General features: G+C 69.9%; 18 protein-coding genes and 1 pseudogene. 3 read left to right on the top strand and 16 right to left on the bottom strand.

Going from position 1 to position 19,772, the window contains the following annotated elements:
- Positions 1-105: 105 nt before the first annotated feature.
- From FNH09_RS32795 to FNH09_RS32780, 4 genes are all read right to left on the bottom strand, one after another.
- Positions 106-1,524 (bottom strand): sugar porter family MFS transporter, encoded by a 1,419-nt coding sequence (locus tag FNH09_RS32795; protein ID WP_162469432.1) that lies wholly within the window; start codon positions 1,522-1,524, stop codon positions 106-108.
- 250 nt (positions 1,525-1,774) lie between these two features.
- Positions 1,775-5,491, bottom strand: a complete 3,717-nt coding sequence (locus FNH09_RS32790) for an AAA family ATPase (protein WP_162469431.1) — start codon at positions 5,489-5,491, stop codon at positions 1,775-1,777.
- A gap of 244 nt (positions 5,492-5,735) precedes the next feature.
- Complete coding sequence (locus FNH09_RS32785; protein WP_020942469.1) at positions 5,736-5,939, bottom strand: hypothetical protein; 204 nt, start codon at positions 5,937-5,939, stop codon at positions 5,736-5,738.
- Positions 5,940-6,320: 381 nt separating this feature from the next.
- Positions 6,321-6,602, bottom strand: a complete 282-nt coding sequence (locus tag FNH09_RS32780; protein WP_152893536.1) for an acylphosphatase — start codon at positions 6,600-6,602, stop codon at positions 6,321-6,323.
- A gap of 211 nt (positions 6,603-6,813) precedes the next feature.
- Between FNH09_RS32780 and FNH09_RS32775 the strand changes: the two genes are divergently transcribed.
- Positions 6,814-8,295 carry a CAP domain-containing protein gene (locus tag FNH09_RS32775; protein WP_152893535.1) on the top strand — a complete coding sequence of 494 codons (1,482 nt, stop codon included), beginning with the start codon at positions 6,814-6,816 and terminating at the stop codon, positions 8,293-8,295.
- Between the two features lie 20 nt (positions 8,296-8,315).
- Here the strand turns inward: FNH09_RS32775 and FNH09_RS50405 are convergent.
- The 3 genes and pseudogenes from FNH09_RS50405 to FNH09_RS32760 all read right to left on the bottom strand — a co-directional run.
- Positions 8,316-8,474: pseudogene (locus FNH09_RS50405) on the bottom strand (site-specific integrase); the annotation flags it as partial.
- 36 nt (positions 8,475-8,510) lie between these two features.
- The gene (locus FNH09_RS32765) at positions 8,511-9,170 is read right to left on the bottom strand and encodes a DUF1963 domain-containing protein (RefSeq protein ID WP_238427245.1); all 660 of its coding nucleotides are present in this window, start codon (positions 9,168-9,170) and stop codon (positions 8,511-8,513) included.
- Positions 9,171-9,869: 699 nt separating this feature from the next.
- The gene (locus FNH09_RS32760) at positions 9,870-10,298 is read right to left on the bottom strand and encodes an NUDIX domain-containing protein (protein ID WP_162469433.1); all 429 of its coding nucleotides are present in this window, start codon (positions 10,296-10,298) and stop codon (positions 9,870-9,872) included.
- Positions 10,299-10,762: 464 nt separating this feature from the next.
- Between FNH09_RS32760 and FNH09_RS32755 the strand changes: the two genes are divergently transcribed.
- The gene (locus tag FNH09_RS32755) at positions 10,763-11,503 is read left to right on the top strand and encodes a hypothetical protein (protein WP_152893532.1); all 741 of its coding nucleotides are present in this window, start codon (positions 10,763-10,765) and stop codon (positions 11,501-11,503) included.
- A 644-nt stretch (positions 11,504-12,147) separates the two neighbouring features.
- Here the strand turns inward: FNH09_RS32755 and FNH09_RS32745 are convergent.
- Both FNH09_RS32745 and FNH09_RS32740 read right to left on the bottom strand, forming a co-directional pair.
- Positions 12,148-12,417 carry a hypothetical protein gene (locus FNH09_RS32745; protein WP_152893531.1) on the bottom strand — a complete coding sequence of 90 codons (270 nt, stop codon included), beginning with the start codon at positions 12,415-12,417 and terminating at the stop codon, positions 12,148-12,150.
- A gap of 171 nt (positions 12,418-12,588) precedes the next feature.
- On the bottom strand, positions 12,589-13,275 hold the full coding sequence (locus FNH09_RS32740; protein WP_162469430.1) for a YoaK family protein: 687 nt from the start codon (positions 13,273-13,275) through the stop codon (positions 12,589-12,591).
- 363 nt (positions 13,276-13,638) lie between these two features.
- Here FNH09_RS32740 and FNH09_RS32735 point away from each other — a divergent pair, with 363 nt between their 5' ends.
- Positions 13,639-14,040, top strand: coding sequence for a winged helix-turn-helix transcriptional regulator (locus FNH09_RS32735; RefSeq protein WP_152893529.1), 402 nt, complete (start codon positions 13,639-13,641; stop codon positions 14,038-14,040).
- On the opposite strand, the gene mutM is transcribed toward FNH09_RS32735, so the two are convergent.
- From mutM to rsmD, 7 genes are all read right to left on the bottom strand, one after another.
- A complete protein-coding gene (mutM, locus tag FNH09_RS32730; protein ID WP_152893528.1) occupies positions 14,013-14,873 on the bottom strand; it encodes a bifunctional DNA-formamidopyrimidine glycosylase/DNA-(apurinic or apyrimidinic site) lyase in 861 nt (286 codons plus the stop codon). The two genes, FNH09_RS32735 and mutM, sit on opposite strands and share 28 nt — an antisense overlap.
- A 76-nt stretch (positions 14,874-14,949) precedes the next feature.
- A complete protein-coding gene (rnc, locus tag FNH09_RS32725; RefSeq protein ID WP_152893527.1) occupies positions 14,950-15,765 on the bottom strand; it encodes a ribonuclease III in 816 nt (271 codons plus the stop codon).
- A gap of 19 nt (positions 15,766-15,784) precedes the next feature.
- Positions 15,785-15,958, bottom strand: coding sequence for a 50S ribosomal protein L32 (gene rpmF / locus FNH09_RS32720; protein ID WP_003951102.1), 174 nt, complete (start codon positions 15,956-15,958; stop codon positions 15,785-15,787).
- Positions 15,959-15,960: 2 nt separating this feature from the next.
- A complete protein-coding gene (locus FNH09_RS32715; RefSeq protein ID WP_152893526.1) occupies positions 15,961-16,605 on the bottom strand; it encodes a YceD family protein in 645 nt (214 codons plus the stop codon).
- Between the two features lie 165 nt (positions 16,606-16,770).
- Positions 16,771-17,898, bottom strand: a complete 1,128-nt coding sequence (locus FNH09_RS32710; RefSeq protein WP_152893525.1) for an ATP synthase F0 subunit B — start codon at positions 17,896-17,898, stop codon at positions 16,771-16,773.
- 133 nt (positions 17,899-18,031) lie between these two features.
- Positions 18,032-18,511, bottom strand: a complete 480-nt coding sequence (coaD, locus tag FNH09_RS32705) for a pantetheine-phosphate adenylyltransferase (protein WP_238427246.1) — start codon at positions 18,509-18,511, stop codon at positions 18,032-18,034.
- A 26-nt stretch (positions 18,512-18,537) separates the two neighbouring features.
- Positions 18,538-19,125 carry a 16S rRNA (guanine(966)-N(2))-methyltransferase RsmD gene (gene rsmD / locus FNH09_RS32700; protein WP_152893523.1) on the bottom strand — a complete coding sequence of 196 codons (588 nt, stop codon included), beginning with the start codon at positions 19,123-19,125 and terminating at the stop codon, positions 18,538-18,540.
- Positions 19,126-19,772: the final 647 nt, after the last annotated feature.

The following is a 19,772-nucleotide window of genomic DNA, read 5'->3' as shown; positions in this document are numbered from 1 at the left end:
GTGCTGCCCCGGCTCAGCGACTGAGCCGGGGCAGCACCTCCTACGGGAACGAGGAGAGGGGCAGCGGGGACTTGGCCCTTCTCCCCGAGTTCACGGGGCGGGCGGTCAGCCCATCTCCTCCAGTGCCTTGCCCTTCGTCTCCTTCACGAACTTCAGGACGAACGGGATGGAGAGCGCGGCGAAGATCGTGTAGATCACGTAGGTCGCGGAGAGGTTCCAGTCGGCCAGCGACGGGAAGCTCGCGGTGATGGCCCAGTTGGCGATCCACTGCGCGGAGGCGGCCACGCCCAGGGCCGCGGCGCGGATCCGGTTCGGGAACATCTCGCCGAGGAAGACCCAGACGACCACACCCCAGGACAGGGCGAAGAAGAGGACGAACACGTGGGCGGCGATCAGGGCGACCCAGCCCTGGGTGGCCGGCAGCTTGCCGTCGACGAGGTCGAACGAGAACGCCCAGGCCTCCAGTCCGAGGCCGATGACCATACCGACCGAACCGATGAGGGCCAGCGGCTTGCGACCGATGCGGTCGACGAAGATCATCGCGATCACGGTACCGATGATGTTGATGATCGACGTGGTGAAGGAGTAGAAGAACGAGTCCGTCGGGTCGACTCCGACCGACTGCCACAGCGTCGAGGAGTAGTAGAACGCGACGTTGATGCCGACGAACTGCTGGAAGACCGACAGGCCGATACCGACCCAGACGATCGGCTTGAAGAAGAAGGAGCCGCCGAGCAGGTCCTTGAAGCTGGACTTGTGCTCGCTCTTCATGGCGAGCTCGATCTCGGCGACGCGGGCGTTCAGGTCGGTCTTGTCGCCCTCGACCTCCTTGAGGACCTCACGGGCGCGCTCCTCCTTGCCCACGGAGATCAGGAAGCGCGGCGACTCGGGGATCGCGAAGGAGAGCAGGCCGTACAGGGCGGCCGGGATGACCATGACGCCGAGCATGACCTGCCAGGCCTCCACGCCCAGCAGCTCACCGCGCTGGTCGCCGCCCGCGGCGTTCAGGATGCCCCAGTTCACCAGCTGCGAGATGGCGATGCCGACGACGATCGCGGCCTGCTGGAAGGAGCCGAGACGACCGCGGTACGCGGCCGGGGAGACCTCGGCGATGTAGGCGGGGCCGATGACGGAGGCCATGCCGATGGCGAAGCCGCCGACGATCCGCCAGAAGGCGAGGTCCCACAGCGCGAACGGCAGTGCGGAGCCGACCGCGCTGACCGTGAACAGGGCGGCGGAGATCTGCATGCAGCGGATGCGGCCGATGCGGTCGGCTATCCGACCCGCGGTCGCCGCGCCGATGGCACAGCCGATCAGGGCGATGGCGATGACCTGGGCCAGCGCTGCGGAGCCGATGTCGTAACGGCTGCGGATGGCCTCGACGGCACCGTTGATCACAGCGCTGTCGTAACCGAAGAGGAAGCCGCCCATCGCGGCCGCGGCCGCGATGAAGACGACATGCCCGAGGTGATCGGGGTGAGCCGTCCTGGCTCCGGGTGGGGGTACCTGCGCTGTGCTGGTCACGTGTGACTCCTCGGGCCACCGGCCTCGCTGCCGGGATGTGGGGACAAGCCCTTGGGTGATGGTTCCAGTGGCGCACAAGTTCACGCCCGCCACCACCTGAAGGTAAAAGCAATGTCGCAGAGACTATGTCTTCAAGTTTCGAAGTTAATAATCCTGAGAGTGTGAGCTTATGGACAGGGTGCGGCCACCATGTGTTCAAGTAGTGAAGCAGGTGAGGGTGCAGAGGCAGACTAATGTAGCCTGCACGCAACTAGCGAAGGCGCTGGGAGATGACCTTCGAGACACCGTCGCCCTGCATGGACACGCCGTAGAGCGCGTCGGCGACCTCCATCGTGCGCTTCTGGTGCGTGATCACGATCAGCTGCGAAGCCTCCTGGAGCTCCTGCATGATGCGGATCAGCCGCTGGAGGTTGGTGTCGTCCAGCGCGGCCTCGACCTCGTCCATCACATAGAACGGACTCGGCCGCGCCTTGAAGATCGACACCAGCAGCGCCACGGCCGTCAGCGACCGCTCGCCACCGGACAGCAGCGACAGCCGCTTGACCTTCTTGCCCGGTGGCCGCGCCTCGACGTCCACACCCGTGGTGAGCATGTTGTCGGGGTCGGTGAGCAGCAGCCGTCCCTCGCCGCCCGGGAACAGCCGACCGAAGACGCCTTCGAACTCCCGCGCGGTATCCCGGTAGGCCTCGGTGAAGACCTGCTCGACCCGCTCGTCGACCTCCTTCACCACCTGGAGGAGGTCGGCACGGGTCTTCTTCAGGTCCTCCAGCTGCTCGCTGAGGAACTTGTGCCGCTCCTCCAGGGCCGCGAACTCCTCAAGGGCGAGCGGATTGACCTTGCCGAGCTGCTGGTAGGCCCGCTCGGCGGCCTTCAGCCGCTTCTCCTGCTCCGCCCGTACGAACGGCCTGGGCCGGTTCCGCGGGTGCTCCGGATCGTCCGGCAGCTCCTCGCCCTCGGCGGCGGGCGAGGCCGGCACCGGCTGGTGCGGACCGTACTCGGACATGAGCCCCGCCGGTTCCACACCCAGTTCCTCCAGCGCCTTGGTCTCCAGCTGCTCGATCCGCAGCCTCTTCTCGGCGCCGAGTACCTCACCCCGGTGAACTGAATCCGTCAGTTTGTCGAGCTCCGCCTTGAGGTCACGTCCGGCGGTGCGGGCGACGACCAGTTCCCGCTCGCGCTCGGCCTTGGCGGCCTCGGCCGCGGTGCGCTCCGCGTCGGCCCGCCGCAGCGAGACCTCGACGTGCTGGAGCAACTGCCGGGCGCCCGAGGCAACGGCCTCCGCGACGGCTGCCTCGTGCCGCAGCCGGGCGCGCCGCTGCTCCGCACGCGCGCGTGCCTCGCGTTCGGCGCGGGCCGCCCGGTCCAGGGAGTCGGCCCGCCCGGCGAGCGACTTGACCCGCTCCTCGTGCGTACGGACCTGGAGCCGCGCCTCCATCTCGGTCTGCCGGGCGTTGGCCCCGTCCGCGGCAAGCCGGTCGCGCACGGAGGTGTCCGGTTCCTCCTCGACCGGCATCTCCTCCGCCACGGCGAGCCGTTCGGCGAGCTCCTCCGCCTCCAGTACGGCCTTGTCGAGCGCGTCCTGCGCCCGGGCCGCGGCCGCCGTGGACCGCTCCGCCTCACCGGCGGCCCCCCGGGCCTGGCCGGCCAGCCGGCCGAGCTGCTGCGCCACGGCCGACTTCTCCCGGTCGGCGGCCCGGCGCCGCTCCCCCAGCTCCTCGACGAGCGCGGCGCACTCCGCGCGCCGGGCGACGGCCGCGTGCTGCGCCCCGGTCAGCTCCTCGCACCGTACGGCCAGCACCTCCAGCTCGGCGGCCGCCTCGTCCACCGACGCCTGCACCTCCAGCAGACTGGGCGCGCCGGCCGACCCGCCGTGCGCGAAGTGCGTGCCCAGCAGGTCGCCCTCGGCGGTGACGGCGGTGAGCGCCGGGTGGGCGCCGACCAGGTCCACGGCCTCGTCGAGGGTGGCGACGACGACGATCCCGCGCAGCAGCCGTCGCACGGCGGGCATGAGGTCGGCGGGGGCCCGCACGAGATCGGCGGCGAAGACCGGCCGGTCCGTGGCGGGGCGGTCGGCCGCAGCGGGGTGCGGCAGGTCCGTGGCGGAGAGCGGCCCATCCGTGGCGGAGGACGCCGGGTCCGTGGCGGGGCGGTCGGCCGCGGCGGGGTGCGGCAGGTCCGTGGCGGAGGGTGGTCCGTCCGGGGCGGGGTGTGGTGGTACGTCGTCGACGTGCGGTGGTACGTCGTCGGGGGCGCCGCCGAGCAGCAGTGCGGCCCGTCCCGCGTCCTGCTTGCGCAGCAGGCGGATGGCGTCGGCGGCCGCGGCGGGGCCGCTCGCCGCGAGGGCGTCGGCGGCGGCGCCGAGAGCGGCGGCGAGCGCGACCTCGTGTCCAGGAGCGACCGTCAGCAGTTCGGCGGCCGGGCCCAGCAGGCCGGTCAGCCGGTCCTTCGCCCCCAGCAGCGCGCCGGTGCCGTCCTTGCGGCGCAGCCCCAGGGCGAGCGTCTCGTGGCGGGCCCGGGTCGCGGCCCGGCTGCGTTCCGCCGCGCCGGCCGCCTCACGGGCCTCGGTCAGGGCGGCCTCGGCCCGCGCGAGCTGCTCCTTCGCCGCGTCGTGCCGACCGGCGAGTTCGGCGTCGTCGGCGTCGAGCCCGTCCACCTCGGCCCTGAGCGTCTCGTACTCCTCCTGCGCGGTGGCGGCCCGTTCCTGCGCCTCGTCCCGCGCCGCGGCAAGCCGGTCGATCTCGGCCTGGGCCGAAGCGGCACGCGAACGGGCCGCGTTGACCTGGCCGTTCAGCCGGGCCAGCCCCTCCCTGCGGTCGGCGATGGCGCGGGCGACGTCCTTCAGACGCCGTTCCTCGACGGCGAGTTCGCGTTCCAGTTCCGCGCGGTGGGCCACGGTGTCGTCGAGGGCGTGCTGCGCCGCCTCCAGGAAGGCCTCCAGCTCGGCCTCCTGCTCGCGGATCCGGGCGGCCTCGCGCTCCATGTCCTCGGGGTCGCGTCCGCGCCGTTCGTCCGGGGGCGCGGAGGTCGCGCTCTTCACACGCGCGTCGGCCAGGGAGACGGTGCCGCGTACCCGCTCGGCCAGCTGGGAGAGTTCGTACCAGGTCTGCTGCGCGCGCTGGAGCCGTGGCGAGAGCCGCCGTACCTCGTCCTCCAGCAGGGCCTCGCGCTGGAGCGCCTTCTTCAGCTCCTGCTCGGCGCCGTCCTTGCGTTCCTTGAGCGCGGCCTCGTCGGCGACCTCGGCGTCGAGCGCCTCCCGCATCCGTACGAGATCGTCGGCCAGCAGCCGAAGGCGCGCGTCGCGCAGGTCCGCCTGGATCACCGCGGCCCGGCGCGCGACCGCGGCCTGCCGGCCCAGGGGCTTGAGCTGCCTGCGCAGTTCGTCCGTCAGGTCCTGCACGCGCGCGAGGTTGGCCTGCATCGCGTCCAGTTTCCGCAGCGCCTTCTCCTTGCGCTTGCGGTGCTTGAGGACGCCCGCGGCCTCCTCGATGAAGGCCCGGCGGCCCATGGGGTCGGCGTGCAGGACGGAGTCGAGCTGGCCCTGGCCGACGATGACGTGCATCTCGCGGCCGATGCCGGAGTCGGACAGCAGGTCCTGGATGTCGAGGAGACGGCAGGTGTCGCCGTTGATCTGGTACTCGCTGCCGCCGTTGCGGAACATGATCCGCGTGATGGTGACCTCGGCGTACTCGATGGGCAGCGCGCCGTCGGAGTTGTCGATGGTCAGGGACACCTCGGCGCGGCCCAGCGGCGGGCGGCCGGTGGTGCCGGCGAAGATGACGTCCTCCATCTTGCCGCCGCGCAGCGACTTGGCGCCCTGCTCGCCCATGACCCAGCTGAGCGCGTCCACGACATTGGACTTGCCCGAACCGTTCGGCCCCACGACGCACGTGATCCCCGGCTCGAACCGGAGCGTGGTCGCCGAGGCGAACGACTTGAAGCCGCGGAGCGTCAGGGCCTTGAGGTGCACGCCGCTGGACTCTACCTTCCGGTGATGTCTCACTCCATGAACCCGCGGTTTCACCCATGAACGTGCAGGGCACACCAGACGTTAAAGACGGTGAAAGGATGCACGGGGGCAGGGATGCGGGGGCAGGCAGGACCGGGGGGAAGAAAGAAGGGACGCCGAAGCGTCCCTATGCACACTCTGACAACTTAGCGGTTGATACGGGCAGCCCAACCACTGCGTGTGCTGTTGTGGAGCAGTGCAGCGATCAGGTGAGCGCAGGCTCCGCCTGGTGTGCGTCGATGCTCTCCATGATCCTGTCGTGAGAAGCGGCAGCCGTCAGCGCCTCGTTCTCGGCCTGGATCCGTCCGAGCTCGGATTCCAGGTCCTGTACGCGCTGCTGGAGCCGTCGCATCTCGGCGAGGAGTCGAGGGTCGGAGCCGCCGACGTAACCGAGAAGCGCCTTTGCCATGATGGATGGTCCTCCACACTGAGTGACCGACCGAAGCGGTGTGGGTCGTGAGGGATTCGCACCCGCGGTGCTTGGCACTCTTGAGTTAGTGCTGCCGTTCATCCATGCCAAACAGCTAAGGTGCGCGGGGCTTTCAGCGTCTCACCAAAAAGTTTGACGGTCAACACGATCACACCCCGTATTGGCGGGCATCCCGGCGGCAGGCGGCCTGGAAACGGCGGTGCTGCGACTCCTGCGGGGCCCTCAGGGCGTGGCGATCATCCTTAGGTGCGGAGCTTGCCACCACAAGCCGTTCTTGGCAACCACCAGGAGCTTTCTGCTTCGGGCAGGTGCCATTGGCATATCACTCCGCTCCCACCTGGGCTTCCGTGCCGAGCGGAGTCAGCGGATGGCGAAGCCGTCGTAGCCGCCGCGGGGTGTGTCCCACATCTCGGTGACACCGGTGACGCTCCCGGGCGTGTCGTCCCCCCGGAGCCAGTCGAGCAGTCCCTCGCACCCCGGACGCGGTCCTTCCGCGACGACCTGCACCCGTCCGTCGCCCAAATTGAGAGCAAAGCCACTCAGGCCGCCGATCTCCAGCGCCTTGGCCCGGGTGAACCATCGGAAACCCACACCTTGTACCCGTCCACGCACCCAGGCGACCAGCCGCACATCCTCGCTCATGACTGCAACCTAACCGGCCAATGTCCCAGGGGGCACTTCCTCCCCCTGCGTCATGCGGTACCGTCCCCACCCAATGAATCTCATATGAAACTCACTCGTTGGAGTGAGTCCGGCCGTCCAGGACATGCGGGAAACCGCCAGGTCGGCCGCCTGGACTCGGGACAGGCTCGGGTCGACCAGGTGGACGAGCAAGGACGAGGAAGGCAAGGACATGGGACGCCATGGACGCTCCGCCACGGGCCACGCCGCGGAGGTCATGGAGGCGCACGACTCCTCCATACCGGGCTGGGGCGGCCACGGCCCGCAGGACTCGTACCGTGACGCCCCGACGGCCATGGGCACCGCGCCCTACCTCGCCCACGACCAGTACGACTCGTACGGCGACGCCTCGACCACGATGGGCACCGCGCCCTATCTGAACCCCACCGCCCACACCGAGACCACCGCGCACAGCGACGCCTATACCTACCCGCCGCAGGACGGCGGCGCGTGGCCCGACGCAACCATGACGTTCCCGTCGGACACCTCTGACGGATACGGGCACGAGTACGGGTACGGAAACAGGTACGGGTACGAGTCGGGGTACGGGCACGAGTACGGGTACGGCAACACGTACGGCAGCACCCACGAAAACACGTACGGCAACACGTACAGCCGGCCCGTCCTGGACGAACGCGTCGCCCACGACACCCGCCCGGTCCACGAGGTCCGTCCCGTCCGTGACGACCGCCCCGTCCGCGAGGACCACACCGCCCCCGACAGCCGCCCGGTCCGCGACCCCCGCTTCCCCCGCGACGCCGCCTTCACCCGCAGCTTCCTGTCCGAGGGCTTCACGCCCGACGAGGGTGTACGACGCTCCGCGCACCGCCGCCGCAAGAAGCGCGCCTCGACCCCGGTCCGCAGCGGGCTGCTCGGCGTCTCGGCCGCGGTCGCGCTGGGCACCGTCGCGGTCGCCACCGGCGTGGTGCCCGGCCTGGAGAACTACCGGCTCGGCGGTGGCACCAGCGGCGGCGACAACGTGCAGGCCGCGGGCTCCCCGTCCAACTCCGCGACGGAGCAGGGCGGCACGTCCGGCACCGCGGCCGAGCGCGACGACTCCACGGCGACCAGCCGCGACTCCCAGCGGGCGAGCGCGTCGGCGGCCGCCACCCCGACGGCACCGGCCGCCCCGAAGCCCAGCGCGACGCCGAGCACGACGCCCTCGAAGGCACCGACGGCGGACCCCGGCACCGCCGCCGAGACCACTCCTTCGCAGGAGCCGACAACGGCCACCAAGGCGCCGAAGGAGTCCAGCTCCGCGGTGACGGTGTCCGCCGAGGCGCAGGCCGAGGCCGAGGTGCTGAAGCTCGTCAACGAGGAGCGGGCGAAGGTCGGATGCAGCGCCCTGACGGCGAACGGCTCGCTGACCCGGCTGGCCGAGGCCTTCAGCGAGGACATGGCCCAGCGCAACTTCTTCGACCACACCGACCCGGACGGCGCCACGCCGTGGGACCGGGCGGCGAAGGCGGGCATCAGCAACCTCGGCGGCGAGAACATCGCCCGGGGCCAGGCGGACGCCGAGGCCGTCATGGAAGCCTGGATGAACAGCCCCGGCCACCGGGCCAACATCCTGAACTGCGACTTCAACACGCTGGGCGTGGGAGTGCACTTCGGCGAGGGCGGCCCTTGGTGGACCCAGGACTTCGGCTACTGAGATAATCGCAGGTCAGGCACCTAGGAACCGTCTGGGGCCGTCCCGGGACCGTCAGCCGGAGGTTCATACGGGAGGACGCGGTCCACGGCGGCCCGGGTGCGGGTCCCGCTCGACGGCATCAGGTGGGTGTACGTCCGCGGCGTGAACCCGGGATCGTGGTGACCGAGGTGCTCACTGAGTCTGTTTTACAGAGCCGGTGTGCCGGCGCCCGAAAGTCACGAGCAGTCGAACCAGTGCCCGATAGGGCGCTCAGGACAGGTACGGCACTCGAAGATGTAGACGCCTCCGGCGTCGCCGAGGCACAGGCCGGCGGAATTGTGGGCGTTGTCTTTCCATCGTCGGCCGCCCGATTCGTTCTCGTCGACTCGGTCCTCCTCGGGAAGCCACGTGCGCCAGGACTCGCCGTCGAATTCCCAGCTGGACACGGTCAGAAGGTGCTCCATCCGGCTGCCGCACCCTTCACAGTCGGGCCATGCCGGGTCCTGAGTCCAGCTCGGATAGCCACCCAGCTTGATCCCGGGGGCCACCGCGAGGTGGTAGGGGTAGTCCAGGCCGGTCTCGGCGAGAAGCGCGTCGAAGCGGCCTCTCAGCGCGTCGTAGACCTCGTCCGGGAGGTCCCGGCTCGGGAACTCGGTCACTTGCTCGGGGTGGACCACGCAGGGAGCCGGGTACCAGTCCTCGTCCAGCCCGGCCGCTGGTACCGGGGTCGGCAGTACGTCGCCGACGGCACCGGAGTCTCGCCAGTAGACCTGGGGCAGGGGGTAGCAAAACTCGCCGTGGCCGTAGGGGCACCACAAGACCTGCAGCAGGTCCGTACCTTCGGGAAAAGGCACGCCGGGCGCGTCGACACAATGGACCTGGACGATGGGAACCATGGGTACAGGGGGTTCCAGTCGACTCACGGTGTCCATGTCGTAGTGCTCTTCCCAGCACACCGGCCACGCCTCCTCGGCAGGCCAGAGCAAAGGACCTCCGACAGAACTGTCCTTATAGTCCGGAGAACCGGGACGCGGATGCAGCCGGACGGACTGACGGCGGAAGGGGAGCAACTCAGGAAACAGGCTCTCCACGTCCACCGGACGGTTGGGAGTGTGACGGGACATGACAGGACTCTAGAGCTCCCGTATGGCAGTTGGCCCGCCCAGGACATGACGGCTGGGCACGGTCAAGCACCCGGCTCCGCTCGGGGCGCCGCTCCTGCCTTCGGCCCGCTCCGCCCCGGCTGCACCGACGCCCGCCCACACGTGGATAGGCCCGGAGGTCATGAGGCGAGCACCAGGCGAACGCGGCTCACAGTCACAGACGATGCCTCCGGCGGGGGATCGGCCGGCACCGGGTGGGAGGGGGCGCCGTTCCCGGCCGCGGGCACGTTGTGGCGAGCGTGGTGTGCTCCCATCCCGTCCGCCGTCGACCCAGGCAGAGCCGAGCAGACGCGGCCCATGGCGTCCAGGTCGTTCGTACAGTGGCGCGCTCCACCTGGACGCCATGAACCACGCCCGCTCCACGGTGTGTGGGTCGACGGCGGACGGGATGTGAGCAGGGGTGAGTGGTGGATTCGAAAGGTCCGCTGCCTGTCAGGCGCGCCATGACCTGACGTGATCGCGGAGATAATCGGCGAGTTCAGGCGGTTGTAGTTCCAGCGACGCAACTGCTGGCACCTCCAGCGCGACTCGGACCGGCGAGAAGTCCCCTATATCGGGATCACCCATTTCAGGGCCATTGCGGCGGGTCAGATCCATGTTCAGCACGTCAGCGAAGAAGTAGTGACGTACGACTGTGACTCTCTCACCCGGGTCGGTCACGGTCAGAAACTCGGTGACAGGGCCGATCGTGGCGCCGATCTCCTCCATGACTTCACGGCGTAGGGCCGCTTCAAGGTCCGCGTCGTCTGGTTCAACGCCTCCGCCGACCGTCTCGTAGTAGGAAGGCCCACCTGGCCAACCTCGACGCAGGAACACCAGGTGATCGCCATCGAGCAGAACCGCGCGAACGTTGCGCCGGATCTTCGTGCCGCGAAGATAGCGCGTTCGACCTCGCGAGGAACCTAGGTTGCCAGCCTGAGACTTGGAGAGACGCCGACGGCAAGGGCGTCAGGGGCGTCTGACATCAACGGCTGACACCAACATCGGCGTACGGCGCCGACTAAAGTCGAACCTCAGCGGCAGCCGGACCAGGCTTCAGTGGACGTTCACCACGGTCGCGATGACCCCACGATCGACCTGATAAGGATGAGGCCACAGGTTCAAATCCTGTTAGCCCCACCAGCGAAAAGACCCCCGGTCCACTTGGACCGGGGGTCTTTTGCGTCACCGGCCGCACCGCCTGGTCCGACCGGACTGCCGTGGCGTCCCATGGCGCCCGACCGTGCGGGAGATCACCCGCGGACGCCGACCGTGGGGAGTGTAAAGTCCCTTTGTCTGATGGGCAGTTGGGGTGCGGGGAGGGGCCCGCGGGAGAGGGGACCTTGATGTCGTACGACGGTGGAGGCAACCTCGCGCCGGGATCCGGCGCGCTCACGTACGCGACGCTGACGGACGAGGCGCGACGCCAAGCCGCGCTGCCCAGACCGAAGGCGCGCGGCCGCCGGGAGGCGGACGTGCGGACGGTGCCGTGGTGGCGGGTGCGGACGTTGCGGGGGATCTCGGGTCTGTCCGTTCTGGTGCCGGCGGTGATCTACGCGGTCGTCGTCCTGGCGATCTACGCGCTGACCGGGGTGCCTCAGGCCTTGGCCCTGCTGGTGTTCGCGGCGGGCCTGGCGCTCTTCGGGGCCTACCGCCTGAGCAGCGGTGGAGCTGTCACGGCCAGGGCCCTGGCCCGCGCGGCCGGCGCGCCCGGACCCGTGGCCAAGCGGTACGCCCTGGTGTACGACCCGCCGTGGGGCGGGACCGCCCTGCTGGCGCTGTTCCCGGCCGACGGAGGTGACCAGGTCCATCCTGAGGCGGTGCTGGAACTCCGGCCGCTGCCGCTGCCCCAGCCCTGGTTCCCGGGGATGCGCGCGCTTCCCGCCGACCTGCCCGTGGAGCCCGCGGGCCGGCTCGAACTCCGTGGCCGTACGGAGGAGGCTCCGCTGGGCGTTCCGTGGATCGACGGGCACGCGTACTGGCCGAAGCGTTTCTTCGGCCCCGGCGACCTGAGGGGGGCGGAAGGCCGGGCCTTGGCGGAACGGCTGCTGGCCGACGCGGGGGACGGGGAAGCGGTCGAGTCGTGAACACCTCGCCCGAACCGCCGCCCTCGCGGCCTGACGTGCCTGCTGTGCCAAGATCCCAAGCAGGATCGGCTACACCACTCGGCGGGACGCCATCGCGCCGGTGCACCACAAGCGCACCAGATGCGGCGGGGAACTGCGGGGAACCACGGTCAGGTCGGCCGGCTTCAGTGACGCCGCGAACCGGCCGTCCGTCCAGATCAGGACAGCCGCAGGGCCGGTGTGCCCGCAGCTTCCCAAGCTGAGAGCGCGACTTCGATTGTCATTACCCGCTCCACGCGAAACCCCCCAGGTCGTTGACCCGGGGGTTCTTTGTTGCCCAGACCGGTGGACGAGGCGCGCACCACCTCCGCACCCCAAGGACTCGGCTAGCTACCGGCGGGATCCTCCTTGTGGTGCGCGCGCTCGTCGTTGTGGTTCTTCACACGCTCGGCACGCACCATGGCGTCGAGCCCGGCCGCCCGTCCCGTTGCCACTCGTCGGCCGAGTGCTGGTAGATCAGCGCGGCCTTCGCGACGGTGGTCTTGGCTTCGGTCGCACGAAGACGCTCGGCCGGCCATCCACGGAGCCGAGGCGCCGTGATTTCGTTCGGGTCGAGCGCGCCGGAGGTCGGGAGGATGTAAGCAGCGCTGTGAGCGGAGCGCCTCTCACCCTTCCCAAGAATCGGTGCTGACGTTGCTTTCCTGGTCCCCGTTCATAAAGAGGGTTGTTTCACCGCGGAGCGTGGAGGTGCCCGAAAGGGTTATGTCAAAGCATCCCCTGGTGAAGCCAGGATTGAGGGTCGACTCCTTGCAGGCGATGGAGCCAAAGTAATGCCCGTCGATATACGTGTCGATCACACCGCGGATGACCGCGGCCTTGGTTCCGCTGTTCTGTACCACCAGAACGACCTGTGCATCGTTGTTGGCATTACGCACGATGCAGGTCTTGAACTTGATGTTGAACGAGAGTCGGTGCGACTGGTAGGTGGAGCAGCTCCAATTGGAGTTGGTGGAGACTTCCTGCCAGAACGAGCGCGATAGCCATCATTCCTTGCTTTTCTTCGTGCGTGCTGACCAGCGGGTGGTTGGAGGCGAGGTCGCGGACGGCTACACGTTCGCTTCACCACGCTCAAGCTGCCGCGTCTCGCTGATCAGCATCGCGAGCACCGCGGCGAGTAGGCCGGCAGCCACGGCGACCGCCGGGGTGCCGACGAACCTGGTGCAGATCGCACCGATCACTGCGCCGACCGCGAATGCCCCAACGACAACGGCATACCTTCCCGCGCGCCGTGCGTCCTCCGGCTTTTTGCTGACCACCCACTCGTGCGCGGCGCCGATGCTCGTGCGCAGATTCCCACTTGCCATCAGCGTGGCGTAGGGGGCGTTGCGCAGGGTCGTGAACGTCGCGAATTGCAACGCGGCCACGAGCGATACCGTTACCGTCGTCACAGGCTCAGGCGTGCCATCGGGCAATGATGCAATTGCTGTGAGTAGCACGATCTGAATCGTCAACACAAGCCTCAGGGGGCGGCGAACGAGCCTTCCCACGTGGGGCACGCCGAGGATGTCCACGGCGAGTACGCCGGCAATGAAGGCCCCGATCGGGATGACCGACAAGACCGCTGCGTGCCAATGGCGGTCCGTGGCCTGGACACAGAACAGCACCATGTTGCCGGATTGCAAGTTGGCGAATACGCCATAGCGGACAAACGTATACGCGTCCAGGAATCCCCCGACTGATGCCAGAACTATCCCGACGGGCAGCGTGTCGGTGCGGCGATGGATCGTGGCCATGGGGTCAATTCTCCATGGCACTCCGCGGCTGACTCGACAGACCACAGCGATAGTTCGCATCGAGGGACGCACACCGCACCACCCCCGCTCGGGCCGTCTCTGGGCCGTACGGAGGTACTCGACAACGACCAACGCTGACAACCGTCGACAGCTAAGTCGCAGGTCGCAGCGTTGATCGATTGCGGGGGTGCAGGCCAGAGATCCGGCCCCGCACTTCTTCGGCTACTGAGACCACCGGAGGAGACCACCGCAGGTCAGATCCCCGGGAACCGTCCGGCCGGCCGAGTCGTCGGGTGGCCGGGGGCGCTAACCAGCAGTTAGTGCAATCTGTTCGTCAGCGCTGAGTCCACGTAAGCTTCATGTATGACCAGCACGCAGGAGAGCGCGGAGGACCGGCACCTCCCGTACGACGTGTTCGCCAAGGCGTGTCCCTCGCGCGGGACGCTGGAGCACGTCACGGGACGCTGGGGCGGGCTCACGCTGGGCGCGCTGAGCGAGGGCTCGCTGCGGTTCAACGAGCTGCGCCGCCGGGTGGACGGCGTGAGCGAGAAGATGCTCTCCCAGACGCTGCACGCGCTGGAGCGCGACGGCCTGGTGCTGCGCGAGGCACAGCCGACCAACCCGCCGCGGGTGGACTACGAACTGACGCCGCTGGGCCACGAGGTCGCCCAGCGGCTGCTGGCGCTCATCCGGGTCCTGGAGGGCGGCATGGACGACGTACTGGCGGCGCGGGAGCGCTACGACGAGACGCGCGGCGCCCGCTGACACGTCGGGCAGAAGTAGCTGGAGCGGTTCATCCAGGGGCGGCGGCGCATCGGCGTGCCGCACCGCCGGCAGGGCAGGCCCGCGCGGCCGTAGGCGTCCAGCGACCGGTCGAAGTAGCCCGACTCCCCGTTGACGTTGACGTACAGGCTGTCGAAGCTGGTGCCGCCGACCGCGAGCGCGGAGTTCATCACGTCCCGGACGTGGCCCAGGAGCTCGGTGGTGCGCGGGCGGGTGAAGCCCGCGGTGGGACGCTCGTAGTGGACGCGGGCGCGCCACAGCGCCTCGTCGGCGTAGATGTTGCCGACGCCGCTGATCAGCGACTGGTCGAGCAGGGCCCGTTTGATGGTGGTGCGCTTGCGGCGCAGGGCCTGGTGGAAGGCCTCGTCGTCGAACAGTGGATCGAGGGGGTCACGGGCGATGTGCGCGATGACGTCGGGCAGCCCGTCGGGGGTGGTGTCGTGCAGCGACAGACCGCCGAAGGTGCGCTGGTCGACGAAGCGGAGCTCGGTGCCCTGGACGTCGGCGAAGCGGACCCGGATGCGCAGATGCTTCTCGTCCGGCGCCTCGTGCGGCTGGACCAGGAGCTGACCGCTCATGCCGAGGTGGGCCAGCACGGACTGGTCGGTGTCCTCCAGCGGCAGCCAGAGGTACTTGCCGCGGCGGCTGGGTACACCGATCCGGTGGCCCTTGAGGCGGTGGGTGAAGTCGTCGGCCCCTGCCAGGTGGCGGCGGACCGCGCGGGGGTGCAGCACCTCGGCGTCGGCGACCGTACGGTGGGCGACCCACCGCTCCAGACCACGCCGTACGACCTCGACCTCGGGCAACTCGGGCATGGGACCCCCCGTGACAACCGGTGGATGAGCCGAGCGCCCGCCCCGGCGGGGACGGGCGCTCGGTCGCGCTGTTCGGTCAGGCGGATGCCGACTCGGGGCCGGCCTCGACGGCCGCGGTGGCTTCCGCGGCTGCCTGCTTGGCTCGCTCGTCCGCCGCGGCCCGGATGGACCGCCAGGCGGACTCGGCGGCCTGCTGCTCCGCCTCCTTCTTGCTGCGGCCGGTGCCGGTGCCGTACGAGACGCCTCCGACGCGGGCGGCAGCAGTGAAGGTCTTCTCGTGGTCGGGACCGGTCTCCGTGACCAGGTACTCGGGCACGCCGAGTCCTTCGGTCGCGGTGAGCTCCTGGAGACTGGTCTTCCAGTCCAGGCCGGCACCGAGGTTCGAGGACTTCTCGATCAGCGGGTCGAACAGGCGGTGCACCAGTTCGGAGGCCGCGTCGAGGCCCTGGTCGAGATAGACCGCGCCGATCACCGCTTCCAGGGTGTCGGCGAGGATGGACGCCTTGTCCCGGCCGCCCGTGCCCTCTTCACCACGGCCGAGCCGAATGAAGGAACCCAGGTCGAGGCCACGGCCGACCTCCGCCAGCGCACGCGAGTTGACCACCGCGGCCCGCAGCTTGGCCAACTGGCCTTCGGGCAGGTCGGGGTGGGTGTTGTACAGCGTGTCCGTGACGACGAGACCGAGCACCGAGTCCCCGAGGAACTCCAGTCGCTCGTTCGTCGGCAGACCGCCGTTCTCGTACGCGTACGAGCGGTGGGTCAGCGCACGCACCAGAAGGGCGGACTCGAGCTTGTACCCGAGCCGCCCTTCCAACAGCGTGTGGGACGAGGCCGCTGTGTCCGCCGGACCACCTCCGCTTGCGCGGAGAGAGTGCTTCTTGGCGTCAGACATCAGACCTCTCACCAGCCGCTCAGACCTCGAGGACCTGGCGCTTGTTGTAGGTGCCGCAAGACGGGCACGCGATGTGCTGCTGCTTGGGCTCGTGGCAGCGCTCGCACGCAACCAGGGTGGGGACCGCAGCCTTCCACTGCGACCGGCGGTGGCGCGTGTTGCTGCGCGACATCTTCCGCTTCGGAACAGCCACGGCTACTTCTCCTGCTTCTCGTCGACGCCCGCTTCGGCGCCGCTCATCTCGTCCTTCTCGCCGTCTCCGAGTGAACCGGCGAGTCCCTGCAATGCCGCCCAACGGATGTCGACGGCGTCATGGTGGTGGTCCGGGTCGTCCGCAAGGCGCGCACCGCACTCGGTGCACAGTCCTGGACAGTCTTCCTGGCACACCGGCTGCATCGGCAGTGCGAGCACCACCGCATCACGCAGCACGGGTTCGAGGTCGAACAAGCCGTCCTCGATGAAGAGCCTGTCCTCGTCTTCCTCGGCGTCGTCGGCCGGTTCCGCCTTGGGGCGGCCACGGTCGTCGGCGTCAGGGTACGAGAACATCTCCTGGAAGTCCGCTTCGAGCTCCAGCCCGAGCGGCTCCAGACACCTTACGCACTCCCCCTCTGCCTGTGCACGGGCGGTGCCTGTGACAAGCACCCCTTCCATGACCGACTCGAGGCGGAGGTCGAGCTCCACCGGGGCGCCTTCCGGCACTCCGATGACCTCCGCGATCCCGAGATCACGGGGGGCGTCGATCGTGCGGGTCAGGCGCAGCAGCGCGCCAGGACGCCGCCCCAGCTCGTGTGTGTCGAACACGAGCGGGTTGCGGTGGTCGAGGCGGGCGTTCAGAGCCATTCCTGCTTTCGATCTTCTCAGCTCAGAGGGACGCGGCCCTTCGGTGTCGCCGGGCAGCGCGGATCGCGGACGTACACGCGACCGAAGAGCCAGGATACTGGACCTTTCGCTCTCGGCCCAATCCGCCTCCGCGCCCCCGCCCACCGGGGCGGTCGCCGGCCGGTCCTACAGGCCCCGCTCCTGCTCGTAGGCCCGCAGCTGGTCGGGGGTGATCATGCTGGTGTCGAAGAGGCTGGCCTCGTCGAGCGCGTAGCCCTGATGGTCCTGGTGGGCCTGGTGGTCCTGGTGGGCCTGGTGGTCCTGGTGGGCCTGGTGGGCCTGGTGCGGGTCGTACCCGGCCTGCTGGGCGTCGTAGCCCTGGAAGCCTCCGTCCTGGGCGTAGCCGGAGCCCGCGGCGTAGGGGTCCGCCTGCTGGTAGCCGTACGCGTCCTGCTGGCCGTAGCCCTGCTGCTGGTAGCCGCCGTACGGGTCCGGCTGCTGCTGGTAGTCGTAGGCCGGCTGGACGGCCTGCTGGTCGTACTGCGGCTGGACGGGCTGCTGCGCGGCGGGCTGGCGACGCGGCTCGGCCGGGGCGTCCGCGAGGGCGGCCAGGTCGGCGAGGTAGTCGGCGTCGCTGGAGTGCTGGAAGGTCGTGGTGTCGTCGGCGAGCGCGCCGAGGTCGTCCGTGGCGATCCGGCCGTGCAGCTTGGCGCGGCCCTTGCCGACGGCGTCCAGGGTCTTGGCGAGGACCGCCTCGAAGGCGCCGAGCTTGGCGTCGACGTACGCGTCGGCGTCGCGGCGCAGCGTCTCCGGGTCGTGGCTGCGCTCGGGGGCGTCCTCGTCCTCGTAGCCCTGCTCGTCCAGGCCCGGTCCGGTGCCGAGCAGCTTCTCGCGGCCGCGGCCGACGGAGCCGAGCGTCTTGGTGAGGACGACCTCGAAGTTGGCGAGCTTGGAGTCGACGTAGTCGTCGGCCTCGACGCGGACCTCCTCGGCCTCCTTGTGCGCCTCGGAGAGGATCCGGTCGGCCTCGGCCTGGGAGCGGCGGGCGATCTCGGTGTCGGAGATCAGCGAACCGCGCTCGGCGTGCGCCGTCGAGATGATCCGCTCGGCCTCCTGGCGGGCCTGCTCCACCATGTGCTCGCGGTCGCCGATCAGCTCCTGCGCCTGCGCGAGGGAGCCGGGCAGCGCCTCGCGCAGCTCCTCGAGCAAGGAGAGCAGCTCGGCACGGTTGACCACGCACGAGGCCGACATCGGCATCGAGCGGGCACTGGAGACCGTCGAGACGACCTCTTCGAGCTTCTTCTGCACGTCCATCGTGTGCTCGCCACTCTCTACAGCTGTGTTGGAGACGGACGGGACGACTGTACGTCCATGGGACGCACGGCCGACACCGGGTGACGGGCTGTCAGCCCCGGCGGGGGATCCGTGCGCACCCGTGGAGTCGGGGTCAGCCCTGTCCCAGACGCTGCGTGAGCGCCTCGAAGACCGCGGGCGGGACCAGGTGCGAGACGTCGCCGCCCCAGGTCGCGACCTCCTTGACCAGGGAGGACGACAGGAAGCTGTAGGTGGGGTTGGTGGGCACGAAGAGGGTCTCGACGCCCGAGAGCCCGATGTTCATCTGGGCCATCTGGAGCTCGTAGTCGAAGTCGCTGACGGCGCGCAGCCCCTTGACGATCGCGGGGATGTCGCGCTGCTTGCAGAAGTCGACGAGGAGGCCGTGGAAGGCCTCGACCCGGACGTTGGCGTAGTCGGCGGTGACCTCACGGATCAGGTCGATCCGCTCGTCGATCTCGAACAGGCCCTTCTTGGACTTGTTGATCATGACCGCGACGTAGACCTCGTCGTACAGACGGGAGGCGCGGCCAATGATGTCTAGGTGTCCGTTGGTGATGGGGTCGAACGACCCGGGACAGACGGCGCGGCGCAACTGGGTTCCCTCGCTCTCCGGTCCGGTCATCGTGCGTCTTCGCACGTAGAGGCGGCGCGACCGTACCAAAACGTGCCTTCGCCGTAACGGCGGGCCCGGAGGGCCGCGAAGCCGTCCGGCCACCGGAATTCGCCGCCTCGGGTGCTGCGCTCCACGGTGACGAGGGCTTCCGGCGCGAGCCAGCCTTCCGCGCGGAGTGTGAGCAGGATCTCGCGTAGATCGTCGTCGGTGACGGCGTACGGGGGGTCCAGGAAGACGATGTCGTACGGCTCCCCCGGCGGCGGCGACTTGACGATCTGCTCCGCTTTGCCCGATCTGACCTCGGCGCCGGGCAGCCCGAGGCTCTTCACGTTCTCGCGGACCGTGCGGGCCGCGCGGGCGTCGGCCTCGACGAGCAGGGTGTGGGCCGCGCCCCGGGAGAGGGCCTCCAGACCGACGGCGCCCGAACCGGCGTACAGGTCGAGGACCCGCTCGCCGTCCAGCGGGCCGCCGAGCAGGGACTCCCAGGTGGACAGCAGTCCCTCGCGCGCGCGGTCGGAGGTGGGGCGGGTGCCGGTGCCCGGCGGGACGGCGAGGCGGCGTCCGCCGGCGACGCCGGCGATCACGCGGGTCATCTGGGGTCCTTGTCCGTGGGGATACGTACGGGTCCAGTCTGTCAGGCGCCCCCACGGGCCGCGGCCCGCGCACGGCTCACGGCCTGCGACGGCTCCCGCCGGTGCCCCTCCGCGGCCCGGCCCTCCGCGGTGCGACCCTCCCCAGCCCGGCCCTCCGCGGTCCGACCCTCCGCGGCGCGGTCCGGCCTTCCGCGGTCCGATCCGGCTCCGGGCGGCCGGAGGCACGACCAAGCGCCGGGCGCCGGGCGCCGGGCGCCGGGCGCCGGACCTGCCAGGCCCGTGTCGGCCACTGCCGCCGGTGGCCCAGCCCTGGATCGCACCAGCCCCGGCCTCCGGGCGGCCGAAACCACGACCGGGGCCGCCCGGCGCCCGGCGCCGGGACCAGCCAGGCCCGTATCGGCCACTGCCACCGGAGGCCCAGACCTGGATCGCACCAGCCCCGGCCTCCGGGCGGCCGAAACCACGACTGGGGCCGCCCGGCGCCGGAGGCCCTGCCAGGTCCGCCGGGCGTCGGAGGCCCTGCCGGGGCCGTCGGGCAGCCGGCTCGGTGTGGGATCGGTCGGGGCGATACGGCGGCCGGTCCCGTCGGCTGCCCGGCCCTGGGCCGGGCAGCCGAGGTGCGGCCCGGCCGGGGCGTGGTCCGGGGG

This window comes from Streptomyces adustus (assembly GCF_009377175.1).
In the GTDB taxonomy this organism is placed as follows: domain Bacteria; phylum Actinomycetota; class Actinomycetes; order Streptomycetales; family Streptomycetaceae; genus Streptomyces; species Streptomyces adustus.
The sequence above is the reverse complement of the archived record's forward strand: the minus strand, read 5'-3'. Positions and strand labels throughout refer to the sequence as shown.